Genomic DNA, 20,772 nt, shown 5'->3' on the forward strand with positions numbered 1-20,772 from the left:
TTCTCGAAAGTGACGACTTTCTCACGATGAGACTACCGATACTTTGCTCCCAAAACTTTTCTGCACCAGTGAGCGTTGCAAGTGTGGCAAGCCCAATATCGGGTGCTGTTGGCTGATGGTCAGGTGAAATGGTTGCAGGGCATCGCGCGACCCGAACAGCAACCCCATGGGGATGTCACTTGGGATGGCCTGATCATCGACATCACCGAGCGGATGCAGATTGAAGCGGCTTTGCGTCAGAGTGAGCAGCGCTTTCGCAATACGGCGGCCAATTTGCCCGGGGCGATCTTTCAATATGTGCTGCACGTAGATGGCACTGATGACGTGACGTATATGAGTGCCGGCTGCTACGACATTTGGGAAGTGACTGCCGAAGCGGCCCAGCAGAACTGGCAAAGACTGTGCGATATGGTGCATCCGGACGATCTCAGTGCCTTCATGAGTTCTGTGGAGCAATCAGCGCGGACACTGGAACCTTGGTCTTGGCAGTGGCGCATCATCACACCTTCTGGCCAAACTAAATGGCTGGCGGTGGCGGGGCGACCGGAACTGCAGATGAACGGGGATATTGTGTGGGATTCGCTGGTGATAGATATTAGCGATCGCAAACAGGCAGAAATCGCTCTAAAAACGAGTGAGAGCCGCCTCAACACGCTGATCAGCAACTTGCCAGGGTTTGTCTACCGCGTGGCTAACCACCCTGATTATCCCGTGCACTTTATTAGTCAGGGCGTTACTGACATGACGGGATATCGGGTGGCTGATTATGTCGAGGGTCACATCACGCTGGGCCAGCAGGTACATCGCTACGATCACGCTCGGGTGTGGCATCAGGTGCAGCAAGCTTTGCAGCGCCAAGAGACCTACGAATGTGAATACCGCATGGTCACTCGCTCCGGCCAAACTAAATGGGTGTGGGAGCGGGGCCAAGGCATTTGGGATGAGCAGGGCCAGCTGCATCACCTCGAAGGCTTTGTGACCGATATTAGCGATCGCAAGCAGGCCGAACTGGCCTTGCAAGAAAGCGAGGTGCGCTATCGGCAAGTGGTCGAGGCCCAAACGGATTTCATCTTGCGATCGCGGCCCGACACCACCATCACCTTTGCCAATGATGCGCTCTGTGAGGCTCTCGGGTTGAGCCCAGAGCAAGTGGTGGGTAAGCGATGGGAGGAATTCGCCAACCCTGATGATCTGCAACGTCAAGCCTTTAAGCAGCTAGCCTTGTTAACCCCCAAGAATCCTCGCTGTTTTGTTGAGAATCGCGATGTCCGTGCCGGGGGCACCATCGGTTGGACTCAGTGGCTCAACGAAGGTGTGTTTGATAACATCGGGCAACTCATCGAAATTCAATCCGTCGGGCGCGACATTACCAATCTCAAGCAGGTTGAGGCCGCCTTGCGGCACAGCGAAGAACGTTTGCGCCTGGTGACTGAAAATATGCGGGATCTCGTCTGCCTGCATCACCTCGACGGCCATTTCACCTATGCCACCCCGTCGAGCCAGACGCTGCTGGGCTTTGCTCCCAGTGAACTAATCGGACGTGATCCTTATGAACTGATTCATCCTGACGATTGCGACCTTGTGCGCCGAGAGTTACATGCTCCCGCGCTTGCAGGCCGCACGGGGCGGGCAATTTATCGGATACGCCACAAAACAGCCGGTTACCTTTGGCTGGAGACATTATCGCAGCCGGTGTTTGAGGCGCAGGGAGCCGTCTCGCAAGTCCAAACGACCTCACGAAATGTGAGCGATCGCGTGAAGATGGAGCAGCAGCTAAAGTATGATGCGCTGCACGATAGTCTGACCACGCTGCCTAACCGCGATCGTCTGATGCAACGTCTAGACTTGGCGCTAAAGCGGTCAAAGCAACACTCAACTTTTCAATTTGCAGTGCTGTTTTTAGACCTCGACAACTTTAAGGTAGTGAACGACAGCCTGGGGCATTTGGTCGGCGACGAACTGCTCATATCGGTGGCTCAGCAGCTCGTACAGTTTATTCGCGACACCGACCTTGCGGCCCGGCTGGGCGGCGACGAGTTCGTCATGCTGATTGAAGAAATTGACCATATTCAAGACGCCGTCGTCATTGCCGAGCGTATTCTCGCAGCGCTACGCCAGCCGTTTATTGTGGCCGACCGTGAAGTGGTCATCACCACGAGTATCGGCATCGTATCCGGTGATGCCCAGTACGAACATGGCGTGGATTTATTGCGCGATGCCGACCTGGCAATGTATCGGGCTAAGCATAGCGGTCGGGCTCAATATGCCATTTTTGACCCCGCGATGCATTTCCGGGTGACCCAGCGCTTGCATCTCGAACAAGACCTGCGCAAAGCGCTGGAACGCTCGGAAATGTTGCTGTACTACCAGCCCATCGTCGCCCTCGATACCTTGCAAGTCATCGGGTTTGAGGCGTTGGTGCGCTGGCAACACCCTCAGCGGGGGCTCGTCTCGCCATGCGAGTTTATTGCGATCGCGGAAGAAACGGGACTGATCAAGCCCCTGGGGCAATGGGTGTTATCCACGGCCTGCCACCAATTAGCGGACTGGCAACGACAACATCCCCACAAGCCGTTGAAGATGAGCGTCAACCTATCGGTACAGCAGCTACAGCCTGATCTTCTCTGCCAAATCAAAGCCGTGCTCGCCGCCAGCCAGCTTGCTCCCCACACCCTGGTGCTTGAGCTCACTGAAAGCATGTTGGCGCAAAACATCGAGATCACGCAGGACTTGCTCACGCAGGTCAAGCAGCTCGGCATTCGCCTCAGCATTGATGATTTTGGCACCGGGTACTCTTCACTGAGTTACCTTAGTCGCCTACCCGTCGATTACCTCAAAATCGATCGCGCCTTTGTGAACCCCGACAAAACCGACGCCCGCAACCAGGTAATTGCCGAATCCATTGTGGCACTGAGCGACCTGCTCGGCCTGGAGGCCATTGCCGAAGGTATCGAAACGCCCGAGCAATTGGAATGGCTCAAACAATTAGGCTGCCAGCAGGGCCAAGGCTATTTGTTTTCGACCCCGGTGCCCGCTGCCACTGCTGCCCAAATGCTCTATCAAAAGATTTCCATGTAGCAGTGGTCGCCCTAGCTAGACCGTAGGGCTTCTAACTTATTGGCAACCCAGCGCAGCACTCCGATCGCGATCGCACCCGCCATTAAAACGCCAATCGCCGGTTGAAAGAGGGGCATCCAGAGGCTGTACCAAGTTTCTAATCCCAAGTTGACGTTAAAGCTGCGCCCCACCACAGCGGTCGCAAACCAGCCAAAGCTCGCTAACACAAAGAACAAATTGGCCACGAGTAGCCAGTTGAGGCCATTTAAAACCCGATCCCACATAGTCGCTCGCTCACTCCTCAACGCATTTAAATAATAGTCGCCAGCTTGATTGCGAATTGTATCTCACCTGAGAGGCCGTTGCTCGCCATCCCCAGCCGCTAGCCAGCTAGTCCAGGGCGATCGCGGCCTCACCTATTCCCCCAGGTCATCATTTCCCGAGTTTTGGCCGCTCTTGGTCGCTCCCTAAACCCCCGTAAGGAAATGTATCCGAGCACTCAGTACGGGACAAAAAGCTTGAAAATCATGTATTTACTTTTCTCTCCTGAGATTTTTGGAATATGGACGGGTGCCAAGCCGTTTTTGAGTTGCGGCTTCAGTGTGGTGCCTGGTCATCAACCTCAACGGCGACTTAATAAGGAAAGCTTCGTATCAGAACGCTCCCCTCTCCATGCACCACATGGACGTGGTTGAAGTCGTAATTGATTTGGAGTGTCCGCAGCAAATCGACTTGAATTTGTTGGTTGCTGGCGACACCGATAAAAGTCATGTTTTGGGTAAGGCGGTTCGGCAGATCGGTAATGGGTTGGGCGGCGAGCAGTTGCCGTAGGTCCAGATAAAATCGTCGCGAATGGTCAGGTCTAAGGGATGTGCTAGGGGCTGAGCACTCAAGATGTCGGTGTCTTTTTGGTAGAGATGACCAGCAGCATTGAACTCTAGGGCATGAAATGGGCAGGTGATGGTATTTCGCTCTTGGCAAATCCACCCTGCTGATAGGGGCGCTTGCCTGTGGGGGCAGACATTTTCTAAGGCTGATATCTGCCCTTGAGTGTTTTGCCAAAGCACGTAGTCACGACCATTGAGGGTGATTCGGTAGGGTTTGTTGATGCCCAGTATTGAGCGATGGGCAATTAACCAGGGGGCTCCAGATAAAACAGGTTGCATCAAAGAAATAGATAAATTGCATCCTTTTCAATGTTCTAACTAAATTCAATGCCGATGCCTATTCAATGCCCATGCCTAAGCCGGTTTTTAAAGCCTTGATGAACTCTCGATCGCTTTCCGGATACAGGGGGCTTAGCGGCGGTTATTGAACTGGTAGATGCACCCTGATTCTAAGATCCTGCGGCTTTGGCGGTAGGATCTTTTTTTTGCCTCGCCCGGAGCGATCGCTTTAGTCGAGCTGGTTCAGGCCAAAGCGTTTTGATTGCCAGCGATCGAGGAGACGAGTGGGCAGCCAACGTTTGAGTAGTGGCAGTTGCAGACTCTTTTTGCCCAGCCAGATTTCTGGCGGCATTGAGGCTTGATGGACCCGCTTGACCAACTGTTGGGCAAAGACTGAGCTAGCGGTGGCGTTGTGCTGCGATAACGTGGCTCGCCGTTGGATTTGGTCGGCGATGGGGGCGTACCAAGAGTCTGTAGACCAGGAGGGGGCAGCTGGCAGCTGGGCATTGTCACCAAATTGAGAGGCGATCGCGCCGGGATGCACCGTCACCACCTGAATGCCAAACGGGGCGAGTTCCATTCTCAATGCTTCGGAGAACGCCCGTAGCGCGGCCTTCGACCCCGCATACGCCCCCGCAAAAGGCGTAGTGAACACACTGGAAACGCTGGCAATATTCAGAATTAGGCCGCCGCCTTGCGCCTTCATCAAAGGCGAGATCGCCTGCACTAGCTGGATCGGGGCCGTGACATTGGTGGCGAATTGGGCGGCGATCGCCTCAGGGGACAAATCCATCACTGGGCCAAACAGGCCATAGCCCGCATTGTTGACCAACACATCCGGCACCAGGCCCGCTGCCTGCAACGTCTCGACGAGTTGGCCGATCTGCGAGGCGTCGGTGACATCCAAGGGATAGGTGGACAGGCCCGCCGCTTGCAAATCCGCAATGGATTCTGGCCGACGGGCCGTGGCGATGACGATATCGCCCTGACGATGAAATTCTTGACAGAGCGATCGGCCAATCCCCGATGAACATCCTGTAATTAACACCCGACGCTGGTTCACGTTTTGCCTCCCCAGAAGCGCTATTTTCCCATCCTGCCCGGTGGAGCCGATCTTACCAAGCCACCCCGCCCCGTCGCCCTGCGCCTCCTGCCCAATCAAATTTGTCATCCCCAATTCCCCTGGCTCGAATTTCCGCGAGAGCGGTAGAGTAAGGGGCACGGTTTTGGACGTTGTGAGGTGAACCCGTGACGATGGCTCATCGCGGCGGTACTGGCAAGGGAGTGGTCGCCGCTGGTCATGCCCTGACGGCAGCAGCAGGGGCAGAGATTTTGCGGCAGGGGGGCAATGCCTTTGATGCGGCGATCGCGGCGGTGATGACAGCTTGGGTCACGGAGTCGGTGCTGACTTCGGCTGGTGGCGGCGGTTTTTTGCTTGCCCACACCCGCGATGGCCACAACTGCCTGTTCGACTTTTTTAGCCAAACGCCCCGGAGTAATCGTCTTTCACAAGCCCCCAACTTTTACCCGATCTATGCCAACTTTGGGGACACCGTGCAGGAGTTTCACATTGGGCTGGGGTCGATGGCGGTACCCGGAGCGGTGGTCGGCCTACTGCACGTGCATGAACGCTTGGGCAAGTTGCCGCTGGCCGCGATCGCCGAACCCGCCATTCACCATGCGCAGCAGGGCGTCACGGTGAATCCGTTTTTGGCCTACGTGTATGAATTACTCGACCCGATTTTGACGGCTACTGAGGCGGCTAAGGCGATGTACACCCAGGACGGGCACCTGCTCACAGCGGGCGATACCCTGGCGATGCCCGACTTTGCCAAGACGCTGAAGTTGATGGTGGAGCAGGGGGCGGCGGTCTTTAGTGAAGGGGCGATCGCCCAGCAGATCGATCGCGACTGTCGCGCCGCAGGAGGCTATCTTACCCTGGCGGATATGCAACAATATCGCGTCATCGAGCGGCAGCCATTAAGTCTGGCGTATCGCGACACTACATTCCTGACGAATCCGCCCCCCAGTTCCGGCGGCACGCTGATTGGCTTTGCCCTCAAACTTTTGGAACAGCTGGACTGGGGGGGCACCCCACCGGGGAGCGATCGCCACCTCGCCTGCTTGAGTCAGGTCATGACCTTAACCAATACGGCTCGTCGGCATGGCTTTGATCACTGCCTGTACGACCCCGACGTGGCGGCGGCATTTCTCCAGCAGGCCCATTTGCAGCCCTATCAAGCCACCTTGGCAGAGCGGGTGAACCGCCTGGGCAGCACCACCCACGTCAGCGTCATTGATCGTGAGGGCAACGCCGCCAGCGTGACGACCTCCAATGGCGAGGGCTCTTCCTACATCGTGCCGCAGACGGGCATGATGCTGAACAACATGCTGGGTGAAGAAGACCTGCACCCCCACGGCTTTCATCAATGGGCCGAGAATCAGCGCATTTCGTCGATGATGGCCCCAACCATGATTTTGCAAAATGGCCAGCCCGAACTCGTGCTCGGCTCGGGCGGGTCGAATCGCATTCGCACCGCAATTTTGCAGGTCATTGCCAACGTGGTGGACTTTGGCATGCCCTTAGAGCAAGCGATCGCCGCCCCCCGCATTCACTGGGAACGGGGCACCCTGCATCTAGAACCGGGGAAAAATCTGCCCCTCACTGCGTTGAACAACTTACCCGACACCGACACCGTCATTCCCTGGCAGCAGCAAAATATGTATTTCGGCGGCGTTCATGCAGTGGGGGTCGATGCCCAGGGCGACTTGCATGGTGCTGGCGATGCCCGTCGCGGTGGGGCCGTGGCGTTTGCCTGAGGAGATGCGGGCCAACTCGCCCGCCAATACCGATCGCCGAGTCAGCATCAGCCTCCCTCCGTCTGATCTAGAGACGCCACCTGATCTAGCAGCGCAACTCATGAATAGACGAAACTTCAGATGAAGCCAAGAGATCTCAGACCTGAGCTGAAGATATCTTAAAGAGCGATCGCAGCATCACATCTATGCACTGTCGGCCTCTGTCCTCAGTGAAGTCACCCGTTTTCAGATCCTGGCTCAGCATAAAAAACAAACTCAATCCTCCGGCATCCGTATCAATTTCGAAATTTGAGTAAATTAAATTTCGATGCCACCGTAATTTTACGGCCAGGGTGTCTCGGTGTTTTTATGCAAGCTGGCGTTAATGCCCTCAGTCAAAATGCTGAAAGCCCTTCATCGTCCAATTCATGACTCGTCTCGAAGCCGAAAAGCTAGCGACACTAGCTCTTCTAGGATTTGAGCTGTTCGATCAAGGTAGCGATCGCGCGCCTGTTTTAACTCTGTTTGGAAACAGTTTTCGCCATGGGAGTGAACAGATCACTCAACTCACCGTGCTTTTGCCGATGAAATCTTTGAAGATACCTTAGGTTTCTTCCGTGATGACTACATGAGGGGTGACACCACTACTGATGAGGATATTGACGAGACAGCGACTAAAAATTAGTTATTTTTGCTGATCGCTTCTTATTTTACTGGTCATAGAATTCGGATGTAACCGCAAGGGACATCATCTACAAAAATGAACATACTTTCTAATCCTTCTAATCCAGGTTCTTTGAGTTCTAATTCATCGGGAAACTATGAATCATTGACTAATTTTTGTCAGAATATTCAATCTGAAGCTCGCTTGCAGCAGTATCAAATTGAGCAGCAGCAACAGGAAATTAAATCGCTCAAAAAGCAAGTCCAGGCTCTAGAACTACATAAGGCTACACAAGTAGGGCAAGACAAAATTATCGGCTTTATGGTAGGCGCAATCGTTTTATCCTTGCTGAGCCTGGCAACTTCTATCTTTTTTTCACCTTCAGAAGAGGCCAATCTTAGCCTGCGACCGGAGGTCTCATCTGCCTATCAAACCTCCGATGCATAATGGGCCTATCTAAGCAGAAATGCGCTCCCCATAAATTGCGATGGTAATGAAGAAAGATTCGTTCTGGTGCTAAGACTTGTGCATGGTTGTAAGTAGGTAGGCATAATTATTTCACAAACGGGTTTCAACTCCGCTCAAACTTCAACTTCTGAACTGCCCAGCAATATCGCTGATTGAGCGGAGTCGAAATCAGCCATCAGGTTACCGTTTAACTAGGCCCAGTTGCTTATCCATTAAAGATGCTACAGGATGCCACTAAATCCAATTTTTCGGTCGCTGCAGGTTAATACCCTGATTGCAGCAATCGTCTGAATTGAGGAAGAGTTAAATAACGAAGAATTGTGGAATTTGTATTCATACGATGACTTTAGTGACCTAGAACCTCTCGACCTTCTGGATTTTGTCGGCCAACTCTTGGCTGCAACGGCGAAGTGTGACTGAGAGTGATCGTCCTTATTTCAGGCACTTGGGGAAGGCTGGACAGCCATCCTGGAGCACTTACTACTGTCTTAATTGCGATGATTGTTGTCGTAGCGAATCCGCGCCCCAGCCCACTGGAGTTTGCTGCGCAGGGTGCGGTAGTAAGAATATTTTTTTGACAAAATAATGAATTCTGCCCAGCCAGGGGCCACCCGTACATCAACTCGTTGCCCCGGCCAAATGGCGGTCGCCATCACGCCATCCATCCATAACTTGGTGCTGTGCTCTGGATCGGCTAAGGGCCACACGCTGACGACACAACCCGGTGGCAACACTATGGGGCGACTCGATAGGCTGAGGGGACAAATCGGGGTGACAATCAGTGCATCCATGCCGGGGTGAACGATCGGACCATTGGCGGCTACGGTATACCCTGTCGAACCGGTCGGCGTGCTAATGAGGAGACCATCGCCCTGATATTGATCCACGACTTCACCATCAATCTCCATTTCTAAAATGGAGGTGATCATGCGATTTGGCGACGCTGGCTTCACGCACATCTCGTTCAGGGCGAGGTAGGTGTCGCTTTCCGGCTCCAAGTTGGAGCGATCTCCATTAAAGGTCTGGGCCTGCAACATCATGCGCCGCTGTACGGCAAAGCGATCGCCCAAGACCCGCTGCCACATTTCTGGAAATTCCGTGTCTTCGGGCGACTCACTTAGAAAGCCAAGATGGCCACCGATGTTAATGGCCAGAATGGGCACATGATCGGCCGCCAAGTTACGCGCGGCCGCCAAAGCCGTACCGTCTCCCCCTAGCACGATGGCCAGATCTATTTTCTTCTCTGCCGACGCCAAGAACACAGGATAGGGATTATCCCGGGGACCACTCGGTCCGACCAAGGTTTTACAACCCAGTTCGTTTAACTGCTGAGCACACAGTTCGGCTTGGCTCTTGCTTAATTGATTACCCGCCTTATAGGCAATGATGACCTGATTTAACTCCACAACCGGGCGATCGCTCCCAATGAGTTCTCCCTCATTTTAAGGATGTCGTCTCAGATTGCACGTTAATCGAGTCCTACCACTTCAGCAGGTTGAATTCTTCCATATCGACCGTATCGCGGTTGCGGTAGATTGCCAGCACAATCGCCAGCCCAACAGCAGCCTCTGCCGCCGCGATCGAAATCACAAATACGGTAAACACTTGACCTGTCGCAGTCGCCGGATCAAGATAGTTCGAAAACGCCATCAAGTTGATATTGACCGCATTTAATAACAGCTCAATCGACATTAAGACGCGAATAACATTACGACTCGTCACCAAACCGTAAATGCCGATGCAAAATAGCGCCGCTGCCAACAGCAAATAAAACTCCAGAGGAATCATGGTTCGAGGCTGTCCTTTTCCAAACGATGGGCAATTTTATGCAAAAAACTGAGTCAAAGGCGGTTGCTGAGCCCCTATGAGCTGCTGCCTCTGTTGTAGAAAAGCCGCAGGTCAGAAGGGGAGGTCAATCCTATTCTGGCGACTCGCTGCCCTCTCGCCCCGCTGGCACTAATTCACGGGGTCGCTCAGGTAGTTTCAGAGCGTCTGATATGGCATCAGTGGGCGGCTCATCGGGAACAAACTCACGGCGGGCCAGAATGATCGCTCCCACTAGTGCCATTAACAAAAGTACCGAAGCCAACTCAAAGGGCAATAAAAAGTCAGAGAAAAAGTGCATGCCGATCAGCACCGTTGCTCCGTCGCCGACCGGTGTCTCGGTCGAAAGCTGCCAGGACGTGCCCAAAATCATCGTGGATAGCAGCGCAAACAGACCCAAGCAAACGCCACCCGTGGCAATAAGCCGAATCCAGCCACGACGGACAGGGGTAAATGGCTGGCTCTTATTCACCAGCATGATTCCAAACAGGATCAGAACGTTGACAGCTCCGACATAAATCAAAATCTGAGCGGCGGCGACAAAGCCTGCATTCAGCAAAACGTAGAGCCCTGAAATGCTGAGGAATACCCCTCCCAACAAAAAGGCGGAATAGACAATGTTTGATAACAGGACAACCCCCAGGGCTGTACCAATCACCAGGGCGGCCAATAGGCCAAACAGTACGAGTTGAACTCCTTCAGCAAGTGTCACGGTTGTGACTCCAAATGAACGGCATCTAAATCATCCCTCGACGATAGTTGAGGGATCAGGAACTTAGCTGTCAGCATTACTGGTGGCTGACTCAGCTTCTTCGAGAAGCTCTTGGGGCAGCTTACCCGCTCGTCGAGATCCCGCCGGTAAATCATGGGGATCCGTCACTCCTTTGGGCAAGTAGGCATACTCCCGCAACGGCGTCACCATCGGATCCTGGGTGACCTTATAAGGCAGACGCCCCATAGCGACGTTATCGTAATTCAGTTCGTGGCGATCATAAGCAGCCATCTCATACTCTTCAGTCATTGAGAGACAGTTAGTCGGGCAATACTCGACACAATTTCCGCAGAAGATGCAGACGCCAAAATCGATACTGTAGTGATTCAGAGTTTTCTTCTTGCTGGCTTTGTCAAATTCCCAATCCACCACGGGAAGGTTGATCGGGCAGACCCGTACACACACTTCGCAAGAAATACATTTATCAAATTCGAAGTGAATGCGACCGCGATAGCGCTCAGAAGGAATGACTTTTTCGTAGGGATATTGCACGGTGACGGGCCGCCGCCGCATATGGTCAAAGGTGACTGACAACCCTTGACCAATGTACTTAGCCGCTTGAACGCTCTCTTTAGCGTAGTCGCCGACTTGTTTTAGAAAGTTCAACATGGTGATTGGTTGCTGGGTAATAACGACAAATGAAGGGTGGCGTTGGGCGATCGCCGATCAGCCGCCAAAGGCTACCGGGAAGGTGATTTTGAGGGCAGCAGTGAGCAACAGATTCACCAGAGCCACCGGCAGTAGGAACTTCCAGCCTAAATCGAGTAACTGGTCAATCCGCACGCGGGGTACCGTCCAACGGAGCAGCACCGCTAAGAAGACCAGCAGGTAGGCTTTGACCACCGTCATTACGATGCCGATCGCCGCAGTGATGACCTGTAGCCAAGGCGTCGTTTCACTGACGCCAAACAGACCAGACAACAGGTCGACGGAAATCGGTGATTCCCAACCGCCCAAGTAAAGGATGGAAAAAATCAGCGCTGACAACACCAAATTGACATAGGAACCCACATAGAATAGGCCAAACTTCATACCGGTATACTCAGTTTGATAACCGGCCACCAATTCTTCTTCCGCTTCCGGTAAGTCAAAAGGCAAGCGCTCACACTCGGCTAAAGCAGCGATCCAGAAAATGAGGAAGCCCACGGGCTGTCGCCAGACATTCCAGCCTAAGATGCCATAACCTGACTGCTGCTCGACGATATCAATGGTGCTCAAGCTATTCGACATGAGAACGATCGCGAGTACAGCTAACGCTAGGGGAATTTCGTAGCTAATAGATTGAGCTGCCGCCCGCAGTCCCCCTAACAAGGAATACTTGTTGTTGGAGGAATAGCCCGACATCAACAGACCAATCGGCGTAATGCTGGATAGGGCAATCCAAAGAAAAATGCCGACACCGATGTCCGTAATGACCAGGTTTTGGCCAAAAGGAATGATGAGGAGGGAAAGGAACACCGGAATCACCACCAGGGCCGGGCCTAGGGTAAACAAAATGGTGTCGGCCTTAGCGGGCACAATATCTTCTTTAAATAAAAGCTTGATGCCATCGGCGGCGGCTTGCAACGTGCCCAGTGGCCCTGCAAATTCCGGACCGATGCGCTGCTGGGCCGCGGCAGAAATTTTTCGCTCTAGCCAGACGGTGACAAAAATACTGACCGTTGCGGCTAGGAGGATCAGTGTCATGGGCAGGGGTAGCCACATAGCTTTGGCTACCCCTGCTGGTAAACCGAACTGGGTCAAGAGTTCGACAAAGCTTCCTTGGAGATCAATTCCCTGGCTCATGCGAAAGTCTCAATACGTCAGCGATTAGTAAGCATTTCGTTACAGTGATCAGTATATCGCCCGGACGTAACGCCACCACCCTTTGCTGATAGGAAGTTCTGCCCTTGGGTATAGAGATGGCTCATAAATCACGTCAATGGCGGGCGGCGATCCACGCAAAAATGCGAAGTAGACCATGATCTGCTCCGCGTTTCTGAAATTTAGCGATGACTACTGTGTCAACCTGGCCTTGCTGGCCGCTCCCAGGGGCGTGTCTTCATGATTGACCACTGTAAACTGGGGTGGGATCGGGCGCTTGACCATCCATGCCCTCTTCATAAACCGTGAGCTGCTGGGGCGGCGTGTCTAGTGCGACCGCTTTGGCAGACAACACCTTTGACCCTTCTTGCTGTAGGTCTTCAATGTACCCTTTTTGCTGTATCTGGGCTTCTTGTTCGATATCAAACGGCCCAAAATAGTAGGTGCAAGCGGGTTCAGCGGTTTTAATCTCAAGCCACCACTGTTGCCCCGAGCCACTAAATAAACCAATTAGCTTCTTAAACAGATTTGCCATACTGTGTACCCATCAAACTCTGCTTTCTGCAATTTCGACTGGAGCAGGGGAATTACCCTATTCCAGAATGTTTATACTCTGTCACTTTGCTTTTGGCAAAGAATTTAGATTTAACCGTCCCATCCACTGTTGACGATAAATCTCGTAGAGGGCCATGCCTGTAGCAACCGAGGCATTTAGGCTAGCCGTTTTGCCCGCCAAGGGAATGGCGACAACTTCGTCACAGCTTTGCTGCACCAGTAAGCTCAGCCCGTCGCCTTCTGCTCCTATTACGAGTACCGTAGCACCACTAAATTCAACTGTGTGTAGTGAACGATTTGCCTCGGCGGCGAGGCCGTAAATCCAAAAGTTTTCGGTTTTTAGGGTTTCGAGGGCCTGTCGCAGATTCACGACCCGCGCAATGGGCAGGTGCTCGATCGCTCCGGTCGCGACCTTGGCCACCGTTGAGGTGACGCCCGCCGCCCGCCGCTGAGGAATGATCAGCCCTTGGGCACCAAGGGCTTCGGCGGTGCGAATGATGGCCCCTAAATTATGGGGATCAGTGATGCTGTCCGCCGCCAGCAACACGGGGCGTGTGGTGGCTGCTTTGGCGTGGGTGATCAGGGTGTCGAGTTCCCAATAGTCATAGGCCGCAGCTTGGGCAATGATCCCCTGGTGGTTTTGGCCCTGAGCAAGTTGGTTGAGGCGTCGCTGATCGACTTCATCCACCACCACACCGTTGGCTTTGGCGTCATTAATCAGGGGCAAAAACCGCCCGTCAAATCGATAACGATCGTTGATCCAAAGGCGATTAAGGGTGCGTTCCCCTTCCAGGGCAGCTTGGATGGCGTGGCGACCAAAAATCATATCGGGAGATTCTTGCACCCCCTCGATTTCAGCCTGGGGATCGTGCTGCACAACGGGTTCGGGCTGGTCGCGCTTCACGGGTTTAGCGGGTCGGGAGCGATCGCTCCGACGCGGCCCCACAGAGCGACGATCACCCCGAGGCTTACGCGAAAAGCGATCTTGGCTGTACCGTTTACCACCACTACGTTTTTGCGGTCGGCTAGACGAAGGGCCAGAGCCAGCAGATTTTTTAATGGGTTTGGGGCGATCACTCATAACATCTACATCCAAATAAGACAGATAGGGGCACGCGGACTAGCAGGTTAGAGCTGCTCCGGTTGCCCAGATTCAAGAGCCCAGGTTCAGGAGGGTGGCGAGGCCCCTGCCGGCATCGCGTCTGGAGTGATGGGCAGATAGGACAAGACTTCGATTAACCGCTGGGCATCGGTGAGATAGAGATAGCCTAGCAATGCTTCCAAGGCAGTTGCTTGCCGATAATCGCGCAGGCTAGAACGCACCTTGCGTCCAGAAGCCGCATTGCGAGCCCGACGCAGAATATCTTTTTCTGCCGTCGATAAGTGCGGTTGCAGGCACTCTAAATACTGTGCCTGCTGTTCAGCACGCACATGGCTGACCACTTGCCGATGAAACGTGCGCACCTGCTGTGGGGGCCAAAGCAACCGACTCCGCACAAAGAGCTCAAATACGGCGTCACCCACATAGGCTAGCGCCAAGGGCGATAGCGATCGCAGCTGCGTTTCTGGGCACTGATCAGCCCCGTAGGCGGGCCGCAACAAGTCACCCAAGTCCATGGCCAGACTGGTGACAGGGACGTTTTGGGATTCTTGAGCCATAAAGTTTCCTTGAGCTCTGCCCAAAGTGCTACCCACAGGTTTAAAACTAACCGAGGTTAGCGACCGCCTCATCCACCGACGGTTGAATAGCTAGAAATTTTTCCAGACGCACCAACTTGACCGTCTGCATCACGCGAGGATTCGCAATCAACTGTAGGCTGCCTTGAGCATCCTTAGCTTTTTTGACCAGTTGCACCAACGCTCCCAGGCCAGAGCTATCAACGAAATCGATTCCAGAAAGATCCAGAACCAAGTTGCTGGGGCCTTGGGTTACGTAGTTTCCCATCACCTTACGAAACGTCGGTTCTGAGAAAGCGTCCAAGAGTCCAGTGAGGCGAAATATTTGACAATTAGCCCTAACCTCTCTGGTGCCTCTTAAACTTACGGTCAGGGTCAGCTGTTCAGCGATGGGAAACCTCCCAGTGGGTTACTCAGAATTTGAGCCCTAAGTATAAGGCAGGACTTTTGGAATCGCAAGCTTCCTGCTTAAGCCAGTCAAACCGTCGCATAGAGGGTCTTTCGAGGTACGACCGCGACCTGAAGGTAGTCATTATTAGTAGTTATGCCATGAAATTTTGCAAACTTCCCTGTTAGGAACGGCTGGGAAGCGTCAATGATCGAGCTGCATCCGGTCGCTCGCCAGTGGCGGTTAGCAATAAGCAGTTCACACCACAGCCTGAAAATCTGTTACTTTATTGCTGAATACTACACCTGTAGCATAAAAGTAATTAGACTATACAGTAGCTATTCAGAACACATCGTTGAGTCTTTGGAGATGTCTTCACCCATGCCGACCCTTTCCCGTGCATCCACCACTGATATGGAAGTGACTAGCATCCGCCTGGAAAAAGAGCTGAAAGAAAGCTTGAAGGCGATCGCGGGCAATCGCGGCTATCAAGCGCTCATTCGGGAAGTTTTATGGGCCTATGTGGAACAGCAATCGGGCAGACCGACGGGGATCCTGCAACGACAAGACATTCGGGCCACGATTCCTGCGACGGCGGAGCGCGCCGAACGATGTTTGGTCACGGGACAAGCGATCGCCCCCGGCGATGCCATGCTGCTGGGGTTGACGCCTCAAGGGGCATTGGTGCCCATCTGCAAAACCGGAGTGGAATCAGTTGCCCCATAAAGCGATATCTGGTTAACTTACTTTCCTACGGACTGATCCCCTAATTCTCTTTCTTTTGAGAAGGGGATCTTGAGGCAAAATGTTCGTAGCTCTTTGGTCCAAGGGGCGATGATAACGGAGAACCTCAAGCATAAATCGACGCATCTTTAAAGAGTGACTGGACGCAAGCATGGGTGAATCAGCTGCGCTATGGCGAAGTAGTGGTAGATAGCGTCACCTCCTCCTTCGTTAGCATCAACTCGTTGGCTGATAATTGATAAGTCTGGCTGATCAAATCTTTGATGATGCCTAGTACTCGGCGGCATAAATCTCGATCCCGATCCCATTCTTCGGGAAGAGCAAAGCTCTACATCGCTCTATATTCCCCAACCCCTTCTTCCAAAACTGGGAGAAGGGGAGCGAGCGGCTTGAAGTTCCTCTCCCAGCATTGGGCGAGAGATTTAGGGTGTAGACGCAAAGCGGCTTCTCGAAGAGTGGGCCAATGGGTGAGCGAATTTACGCCGAGCTGTACTAGTCGCAATTCAGTGAAGAAAAGTCGGCGGCCTTGGATGAAATGATGAGAGATGGCGATGACTGAGCGGCAGGCGGCGGCAACGGTAGCAGCTCTGGCACTTGACCGCGGGCGATCGCGGTTGACTCCGCTCAGGATCTAGACTGCACAAGCGATTCGTTGAGAGGCTTATCGAAGGTTTAGATTTGCTTTACAATCTGTCCAATACTTTCGTGGTGTCAGCCCAGCTTCGTCTCCATCCATCCAGTAGAGAAAATTAACCGCTATGAGTACCGGATATCTCGCCCTTGTCTTGCACGCTCACTTACCCTTTGTGCGTCACCCAGAAAGTGACTTCGTGCTGGAAGAAGAGTGGCTGTTTGAGGCAATCACGGAGACATATATTCCTCTCATCACCATGTTTGAGGGACTGAAGCGGGATGGCGTTGACTTTAAGTTGACCATGAGCATGACACCGCCCTTAGTGTCGATGCTGCGAGATCCGCTGCTGCAAGAGCGCTATGACGAGCACCTCAGCCAGCTCGAAAAACTGATCGAGATGGAGGTAGACCGCAATGAGCATAATGGGCACTTGCGCTATCTGGCAGAGCACTATGCCCAGGAATTTAGTCACGTCCGCGAGATCTGGGAGCAGTACGATGGCGACCTCGTCAAAGCCTTCAAACAATATCAAGACAGCAATAATTTAGAAATCATTACCTGCGGAGCCACCCACGGTTACCTGCCGCTGATGAAGATGTATCCCGAGGCGGTGTGGGCGCAAGTGCAAGTGGCGGTGGAAAGCTATGCTGAGCATTTTGATCGCCCTCCCAATGGCATTTGGCTACCGGAATGTGCCTACTACGAAGGCGTCGAGCGGATGCTGGCTGATGCCGGACTGCGCTACTTCTTAACGGATGGTCACGGCATTTTGTATGCCCGACCCCGGCCCCGGTTTGGTTCCTACTCGCCCATTTATACGGAAACTGGGGTGGCCGCCTTTGGTCGCGATCATGAGTCGTCGCAGCAGGTGTGGTCTTCTCAGGTGGGCTATCCGGGCGCGGCGGAATATCGCGAGTTTTATCGTGACCTGGGCTGGGATGCCGAGTATGAGTACATCAAGCCCTATGTGATGCCGAATGGGCAGCGCAAAAACGTCGGCATTAAGTATCACAAAATCACGGGCAAGGGGCTCGGCCTATCCGACAAAGACTGGTACGACCCCTATTGGGCGCGGGAAAAAGCGGCGGAGCACGCGGCTAATTTTATGTTTAACCGGGAGCGGCAGGTCGAGCATTTGCACGGCATTATGCAACGTCCCCCGGTGATCGTGTCTCCTTACGATGCCGAGCTCTTTGGTCACTGGTGGTATGAGGGGCCATGGTTCCTCGACTATCTCTTCCGCAAGACCTGGTTTGACCAGGGCACCTATGAAATGACGCACCTGGCGGACTATTTGCAGCATAATCCGACGCAGCAAGTGGCGAAGCCTTCCCAGTCGAGTTGGGGCTACAAGGGCTTCCATGAATATTGGCTGAACGAAACCAATTCCTGGATTTATCCGCATTTGCACAAGGCGGCGGAGCGGATGATTGACCTGGCGAAGCGGGAACCGGCCGATGACCTGGAATGGCGAGCCCTGAATCAGGCTGCCCGCGAGTTGTTGCTGGCGCAATCGTCAGACTGGGCCTTTATTATGCGGACGGGGACGATGGTGCCCTATGCCGTACGGCGAACGCGATCGCACCTCTCCCGCTTTACCAAGCTCTGGGAAGACATTAACGCGGGCAAAATCGACTCGGGCTGGCTGGTGAAGCTGGAAGCGATCGACAATATTTTCCCCAATATCAATTACCGGGTTTACCGATCGCTGTAAATGCCAGCACTGGTGCTGTCGATCGCCCAAAGCTTGCCCTTGGCAGGGGACCTTGGGCGATCGACAGACCGACGCTTAAAAGCGACCGCTAAGAATAAATCCGATTAGCCTGCTCCCGTTTTCAGCCATGACTCCGGACGGGCTGAGCTTATCGAAGCCCTTCGATAGACTCCGGGCCAACGTTGTTAGCCTTGCGGGGAATCGGGGATTCTAGAAACGGATGCGGAATAAATGATGTCTCCGCTCAACCCGGTTTTGCTTTCATTCAACCTGCTAGGGTTGATCTTTGAGCGGAGGCAAAGCTCGATTCACGGATATTTCATTTGCCAGCCAGCCCCAAAGCGGGCTACGGTTGAGCGCCATAGGCCAGGAAGCGATTGATGGCTTCCAGGCGATTTTTCCAAGTGTTTAACCGATATTCCGGCGTGGTGGTGGTAGAGAGGGTGACTCCCGCTCCAATCGTGCGCTGCAACTCCGTGACCTGAGCTTGTACGGCGGCAACGGATCCACCAGGATCATTTGCCAGGGCATCCAGACTGGCTCCGACCGCATTCACTTCAGTCACCCAGCGTTCCGCCAGGCGCGGTTGCAGGGTGATGAGGCCATTGACCAGCAGCCAATTCCATTCCTGTTGCAAGGCTCGGTAGCGGGCGGCAGCGGTGGCATAGGGCGTTTGCTGAGGGATCAGGCTTTGATGTTGGCCTTGGGTGGTATTGAGCATGGAGCGGATGCGGTCATCGAGATTGTCGGTGGCAAATAAGGCATACCCGGTCGCGGGCATATCCCGCAGGGTTTGCAGCTGATCAATCATGACCGGCAGCGGCATACTCAGCAGCCGCAACCCCGGAATCACCAGTGTGGAATCATAGGACTGATCAACCACCCACGGGGTAATTAATTCGGAAAAGCGGTTGGCGTCTTGAGCGTAGCTCATCAACACAATCCAGTCGACGAGTCCTTGTTCGGCCCAGGTATTCCAGTCTTGTTGAATTTTGAGCAGTCGCTCTTCCTCAGACATCGCAAAGACCGCCACCGAGAGCGTGATGTCGGGACGCTCTCGACGCACCAATTCTGAGGTTTCGGCGACAAAGCTGGTGACTTGCTCGATGCGAAAGTCGTTCCACGCCTGCCAGAGGTCGTTGAGGCGATCGCGTTCTTCCCGAGGCAACCAGGGATCCACCAGGGGCGTGAGATTGGTCGGGTCAACGCCAGTTTGTTGTTGAAAGGCGCGGCGGGCGGCGTCACCATAACCGTAGGTGCGCTCAGCCGACGGGTCTTGAAAAGGATAGCGAATGTAATCGAGTTGCAAACCATCCACGTCGTAGTTAGTGATGATCTCCGCTTCTAACCGCAGCAAGTAATCGCGCAGCTCTGGATTAGCAGGATCGTAAAACGGTTTGGTCTGCCCAAGGGGAATCGGACTCCCGGCTTGGTCGTAACCCACCCAATCGGGGTTAGCTGCCAGCGACGGGCCTAAAAACTGATCGGACTTCGCCAAAATGGCATTGTGGCGTAAATTGCCAGCGGCAAAGATCCAGATCCAGGCGTGCAAATCCATATTGCGCGCGTGAGCAAGTTCCACCGCATCGGCTAACGGATCCCACCCTTGGGTGAGCGGATTTTGCTGGGGCGCGACCCGACTGGGGTAAATCGGGAATCCCGCATTCATCGTTTCGAGAAAGACGGTGTTGATGCCCGCTGTCTGCATGTTGTCAAACAGGCGAGCCAAGCCCGCTCGGGAGCCGGCGCGGACGATGCTGCCGCGATCGAGCCACATGGCGCGAATTTCGGCTTGGGCAAAGGGCCGATCGAGGGGAAAGCCCGCCCACAGGGCATCTCGGACGTCTAGCCAGCGGCGGCGAGCTTCGCCATAGGCTTCGGTGGCGAGTAAGTCGGGCCAGTCTTGCTTGAGTTGGCGGGCTGTTTCGAGGGCGGGGGTACTCACGGCGGCGAGTTCGGTACTCGCTACGCGAGTTTTGTTATCAGTTGAAGCGATCGATTCACTCTCTTCTGGCAGGCGGACTTCGATGGGCTGGGTCGCGGCATTGGCCGCAAAGAGCGCACTTTCGTAACGCCCCACGAGGCTATCTAATTCCTGTTCCATGCGGATGCCGAAAAAGTAAGAGATCGGCGCATCGCCCGGGCGTACTAACAGCCCCGGCGGGGCAATCTGGTCGGCCGGGTCGCGGGAATTGCCTTGCAAGTCACGAGAAGGAAAATCGGGCAGCGTGGCCGGGTCGAGATCTTGGGGAATGCCGAGGCGAGTGCGATTTTGAGCGATCGCGCGATCGCCCAGATGCGGAGTCGTTAATTCTGTCGGTAATGAATCCGTCGGGGAAATCGCTCCCCCAGCTGGGACGGCATTGACCAGCAGCCAGCTCACAACCACTCCAGACAGACACCACAAACCCAATTTTGCCAACTTACGCATAGTAATTGCTCAACCAGGTTGACTCAAGCGATGAGCTAGCAGAGGATGTTAGGCTTTGGTCATGACTGAACTCCCC

At 53.9% G+C, this 20,772-nt stretch carries 18 protein-coding genes; 5 read left to right on the forward strand and 13 right to left on the reverse strand.

Annotation, left to right across the window (positions count from 1 at the left end):
• The first annotated feature begins 81 nt into the window (after window positions 1-81).
• Complete coding sequence (locus JUK32_RS07405; RefSeq protein WP_204138213.1) at window positions 82-3,078, forward strand: EAL domain-containing protein; 2,997 nt, start codon at window positions 82-84, stop codon at window positions 3,076-3,078.
• An 11-nt stretch (window positions 3,079-3,089) separates the two neighbouring features.
• Here the strand turns inward: JUK32_RS07405 and JUK32_RS07410 are convergent, their stop codons facing one another.
• The 3 genes from JUK32_RS07410 to JUK32_RS07420 form a co-directional block, all read right to left on the reverse strand.
• Window positions 3,090-3,341, reverse strand: coding sequence for a hypothetical protein (locus JUK32_RS07410; RefSeq protein WP_204138214.1), 252 nt, complete (start codon window positions 3,339-3,341; stop codon window positions 3,090-3,092).
• A 483-nt stretch (window positions 3,342-3,824) separates the two neighbouring features.
• A complete protein-coding gene (locus JUK32_RS07415; RefSeq protein ID WP_204138215.1) occupies window positions 3,825-4,223 on the reverse strand; it encodes a Rieske 2Fe-2S domain-containing protein in 399 nt (132 codons plus the stop codon).
• 229 nt (window positions 4,224-4,452) lie between these two features.
• Entirely contained in the window at window positions 4,453-5,286 is an 834-nt protein-coding gene (locus JUK32_RS07420; protein ID WP_309224507.1) for an SDR family oxidoreductase, read from the reverse strand.
• 191 nt (window positions 5,287-5,477) lie between these two features.
• Here JUK32_RS07420 and ggt point away from each other — a divergent pair, with 191 nt between their 5' ends.
• Together ggt and JUK32_RS07430 are read left to right on the forward strand one after the other, a co-directional pair.
• Window positions 5,478-7,043, forward strand: a complete 1,566-nt coding sequence (gene ggt, locus JUK32_RS07425) for a gamma-glutamyltransferase (protein WP_204138225.1) — start codon at window positions 5,478-5,480, stop codon at window positions 7,041-7,043.
• Between the two features lie 739 nt (window positions 7,044-7,782).
• The gene (locus JUK32_RS07430) at window positions 7,783-8,133 is read left to right on the forward strand and encodes a hypothetical protein (RefSeq protein ID WP_204138217.1); all 351 of its coding nucleotides are present in this window, start codon (window positions 7,783-7,785) and stop codon (window positions 8,131-8,133) included.
• Window positions 8,134-8,642: 509 nt separating this feature from the next.
• Here JUK32_RS07430 and JUK32_RS07435 read toward each other — a convergent pair.
• The 9 genes from JUK32_RS07435 to JUK32_RS07475 all read right to left on the reverse strand — a co-directional run bounded on the left by JUK32_RS07435 (window position 8,643) and on the right by JUK32_RS07475 (window position 15,176).
• The gene (locus JUK32_RS07435; protein ID WP_204138218.1) at window positions 8,643-9,560 is read right to left on the reverse strand and encodes an NAD(+) kinase; all 918 of its coding nucleotides are present in this window, start codon (window positions 9,558-9,560) and stop codon (window positions 8,643-8,645) included.
• A 73-nt stretch (window positions 9,561-9,633) separates the two neighbouring features.
• The gene (nuoK, locus tag JUK32_RS07440) at window positions 9,634-9,942 is read right to left on the reverse strand and encodes an NADH-quinone oxidoreductase subunit NuoK (RefSeq protein ID WP_239112422.1); all 309 of its coding nucleotides are present in this window, start codon (window positions 9,940-9,942) and stop codon (window positions 9,634-9,636) included.
• Window positions 9,943-10,072: 130 nt separating this feature from the next.
• Entirely contained in the window at window positions 10,073-10,690 is a 618-nt protein-coding gene (locus JUK32_RS07445; protein ID WP_204138219.1) for an NADH-quinone oxidoreductase subunit J, read from the reverse strand.
• A gap of 63 nt (window positions 10,691-10,753) precedes the next feature.
• Window positions 10,754-11,356, reverse strand: a complete 603-nt coding sequence (gene ndhI / locus JUK32_RS07450) for an NAD(P)H-quinone oxidoreductase subunit I (protein WP_204138227.1) — start codon at window positions 11,354-11,356, stop codon at window positions 10,754-10,756.
• 60 nt (window positions 11,357-11,416) lie between these two features.
• The gene (nuoH, locus tag JUK32_RS07455) at window positions 11,417-12,535 is read right to left on the reverse strand and encodes an NADH-quinone oxidoreductase subunit NuoH (protein WP_204138220.1); all 1,119 of its coding nucleotides are present in this window, start codon (window positions 12,533-12,535) and stop codon (window positions 11,417-11,419) included.
• Window positions 12,536-12,791: 256 nt separating this feature from the next.
• On the reverse strand, window positions 12,792-13,088 hold the full coding sequence (locus tag JUK32_RS07460) for a DUF1816 domain-containing protein (protein WP_204138221.1): 297 nt from the start codon (window positions 13,086-13,088) through the stop codon (window positions 12,792-12,794).
• An 81-nt stretch (window positions 13,089-13,169) separates the two neighbouring features.
• Window positions 13,170-14,189: a 23S rRNA (guanosine(2251)-2'-O)-methyltransferase RlmB gene (rlmB, locus tag JUK32_RS07465; RefSeq protein WP_204138222.1), complete on the reverse strand. Its 1,020-nt coding sequence runs from the start codon at window positions 14,187-14,189 to the stop codon at window positions 13,170-13,172.
• Window positions 14,190-14,275: 86 nt separating this feature from the next.
• Window positions 14,276-14,767 (reverse strand): Mini-ribonuclease 3, encoded by a 492-nt coding sequence (locus tag JUK32_RS07470; protein WP_239112423.1) that lies wholly within the window; start codon window positions 14,765-14,767, stop codon window positions 14,276-14,278.
• A 46-nt stretch (window positions 14,768-14,813) separates the two neighbouring features.
• Window positions 14,814-15,176: an STAS domain-containing protein gene (locus JUK32_RS07475; RefSeq protein ID WP_204138229.1), complete on the reverse strand. Its 363-nt coding sequence runs from the start codon at window positions 15,174-15,176 to the stop codon at window positions 14,814-14,816.
• Window positions 15,177-15,554: 378 nt separating this feature from the next.
• Here JUK32_RS07475 and JUK32_RS07480 point away from each other — a divergent pair, with 378 nt between their 5' ends.
• Both JUK32_RS07480 and JUK32_RS07485 read left to right on the forward strand, forming a co-directional pair.
• Entirely contained in the window at window positions 15,555-15,899 is a 345-nt protein-coding gene (locus JUK32_RS07480) for a hypothetical protein (protein ID WP_204138230.1), read from the forward strand.
• Between the two features lie 776 nt (window positions 15,900-16,675).
• Window positions 16,676-18,265, forward strand: coding sequence for a glycoside hydrolase family 57 protein (locus JUK32_RS07485; protein WP_204138223.1), 1,590 nt, complete (start codon window positions 16,676-16,678; stop codon window positions 18,263-18,265).
• Between the two features lie 346 nt (window positions 18,266-18,611).
• On the opposite strand, the gene JUK32_RS07490 is transcribed toward JUK32_RS07485, so the two are convergent.
• Window positions 18,612-20,696, reverse strand: coding sequence for a glycoside hydrolase family 10 protein (locus JUK32_RS07490; RefSeq protein ID WP_204138224.1), 2,085 nt, complete (start codon window positions 20,694-20,696; stop codon window positions 18,612-18,614).
• Window positions 20,697-20,772 lie beyond the last annotated feature (76 nt).

The sequence above is a fragment of the Halomicronema sp. CCY15110 genome, from assembly GCF_016888165.1.
GTDB lineage: Bacteria > Cyanobacteriota > Cyanobacteriia > Phormidesmidales > Phormidesmidaceae > Halomicronema.

Bases quoted from the DNA above. Each gene is read 5' to 3' on its own strand.
- JUK32_RS07490 (WP_204138224.1), bottom strand. From the start codon at position 20,696: ATGCGTAAGTTGGCAAAATTGGGTTTGTGGTGTCTGTCTGGAGTGGTT.
- JUK32_RS07480 (WP_204138230.1), top strand. From the start codon at position 15,555: ATGCCGACCCTTTCCCGTGCATCCACCACTGATATGGAAGTGACTAGC.
- nuoH (WP_204138220.1), bottom strand. From the start codon at position 12,535: ATGAGCCAGGGAATTGATCTCCAAGGAAGCTTTGTCGAACTCTTGACC.
- JUK32_RS07485 (WP_204138223.1), top strand. From the start codon at position 16,676: ATGAGTACCGGATATCTCGCCCTTGTCTTGCACGCTCACTTACCCTTT.
- ggt (WP_204138225.1), top strand. From the start codon at position 5,478: ATGGCTCATCGCGGCGGTACTGGCAAGGGAGTGGTCGCCGCTGGTCAT.
- rlmB (WP_204138222.1), bottom strand. From the start codon at position 14,189: ATGAGTGATCGCCCCAAACCCATTAAAAAATCTGCTGGCTCTGGCCCT.
- JUK32_RS07460 (WP_204138221.1), bottom strand. From the start codon at position 13,088: ATGGCAAATCTGTTTAAGAAGCTAATTGGTTTATTTAGTGGCTCGGGG.
- JUK32_RS07410 (WP_204138214.1), bottom strand. From the start codon at position 3,341: ATGTGGGATCGGGTTTTAAATGGCCTCAACTGGCTACTCGTGGCCAAT.
- JUK32_RS07415 (WP_204138215.1), bottom strand. From the start codon at position 4,223: ATGCAACCTGTTTTATCTGGAGCCCCCTGGTTAATTGCCCATCGCTCA.
- nuoK (WP_239112422.1), bottom strand. From the start codon at position 9,942: ATGATTCCTCTGGAGTTTTATTTGCTGTTGGCAGCGGCGCTATTTTGC.
- JUK32_RS07430 (WP_204138217.1), top strand. From the start codon at position 7,783: ATGAACATACTTTCTAATCCTTCTAATCCAGGTTCTTTGAGTTCTAAT.
- JUK32_RS07470 (WP_239112423.1), bottom strand. From the start codon at position 14,767: ATGGCTCAAGAATCCCAAAACGTCCCTGTCACCAGTCTGGCCATGGAC.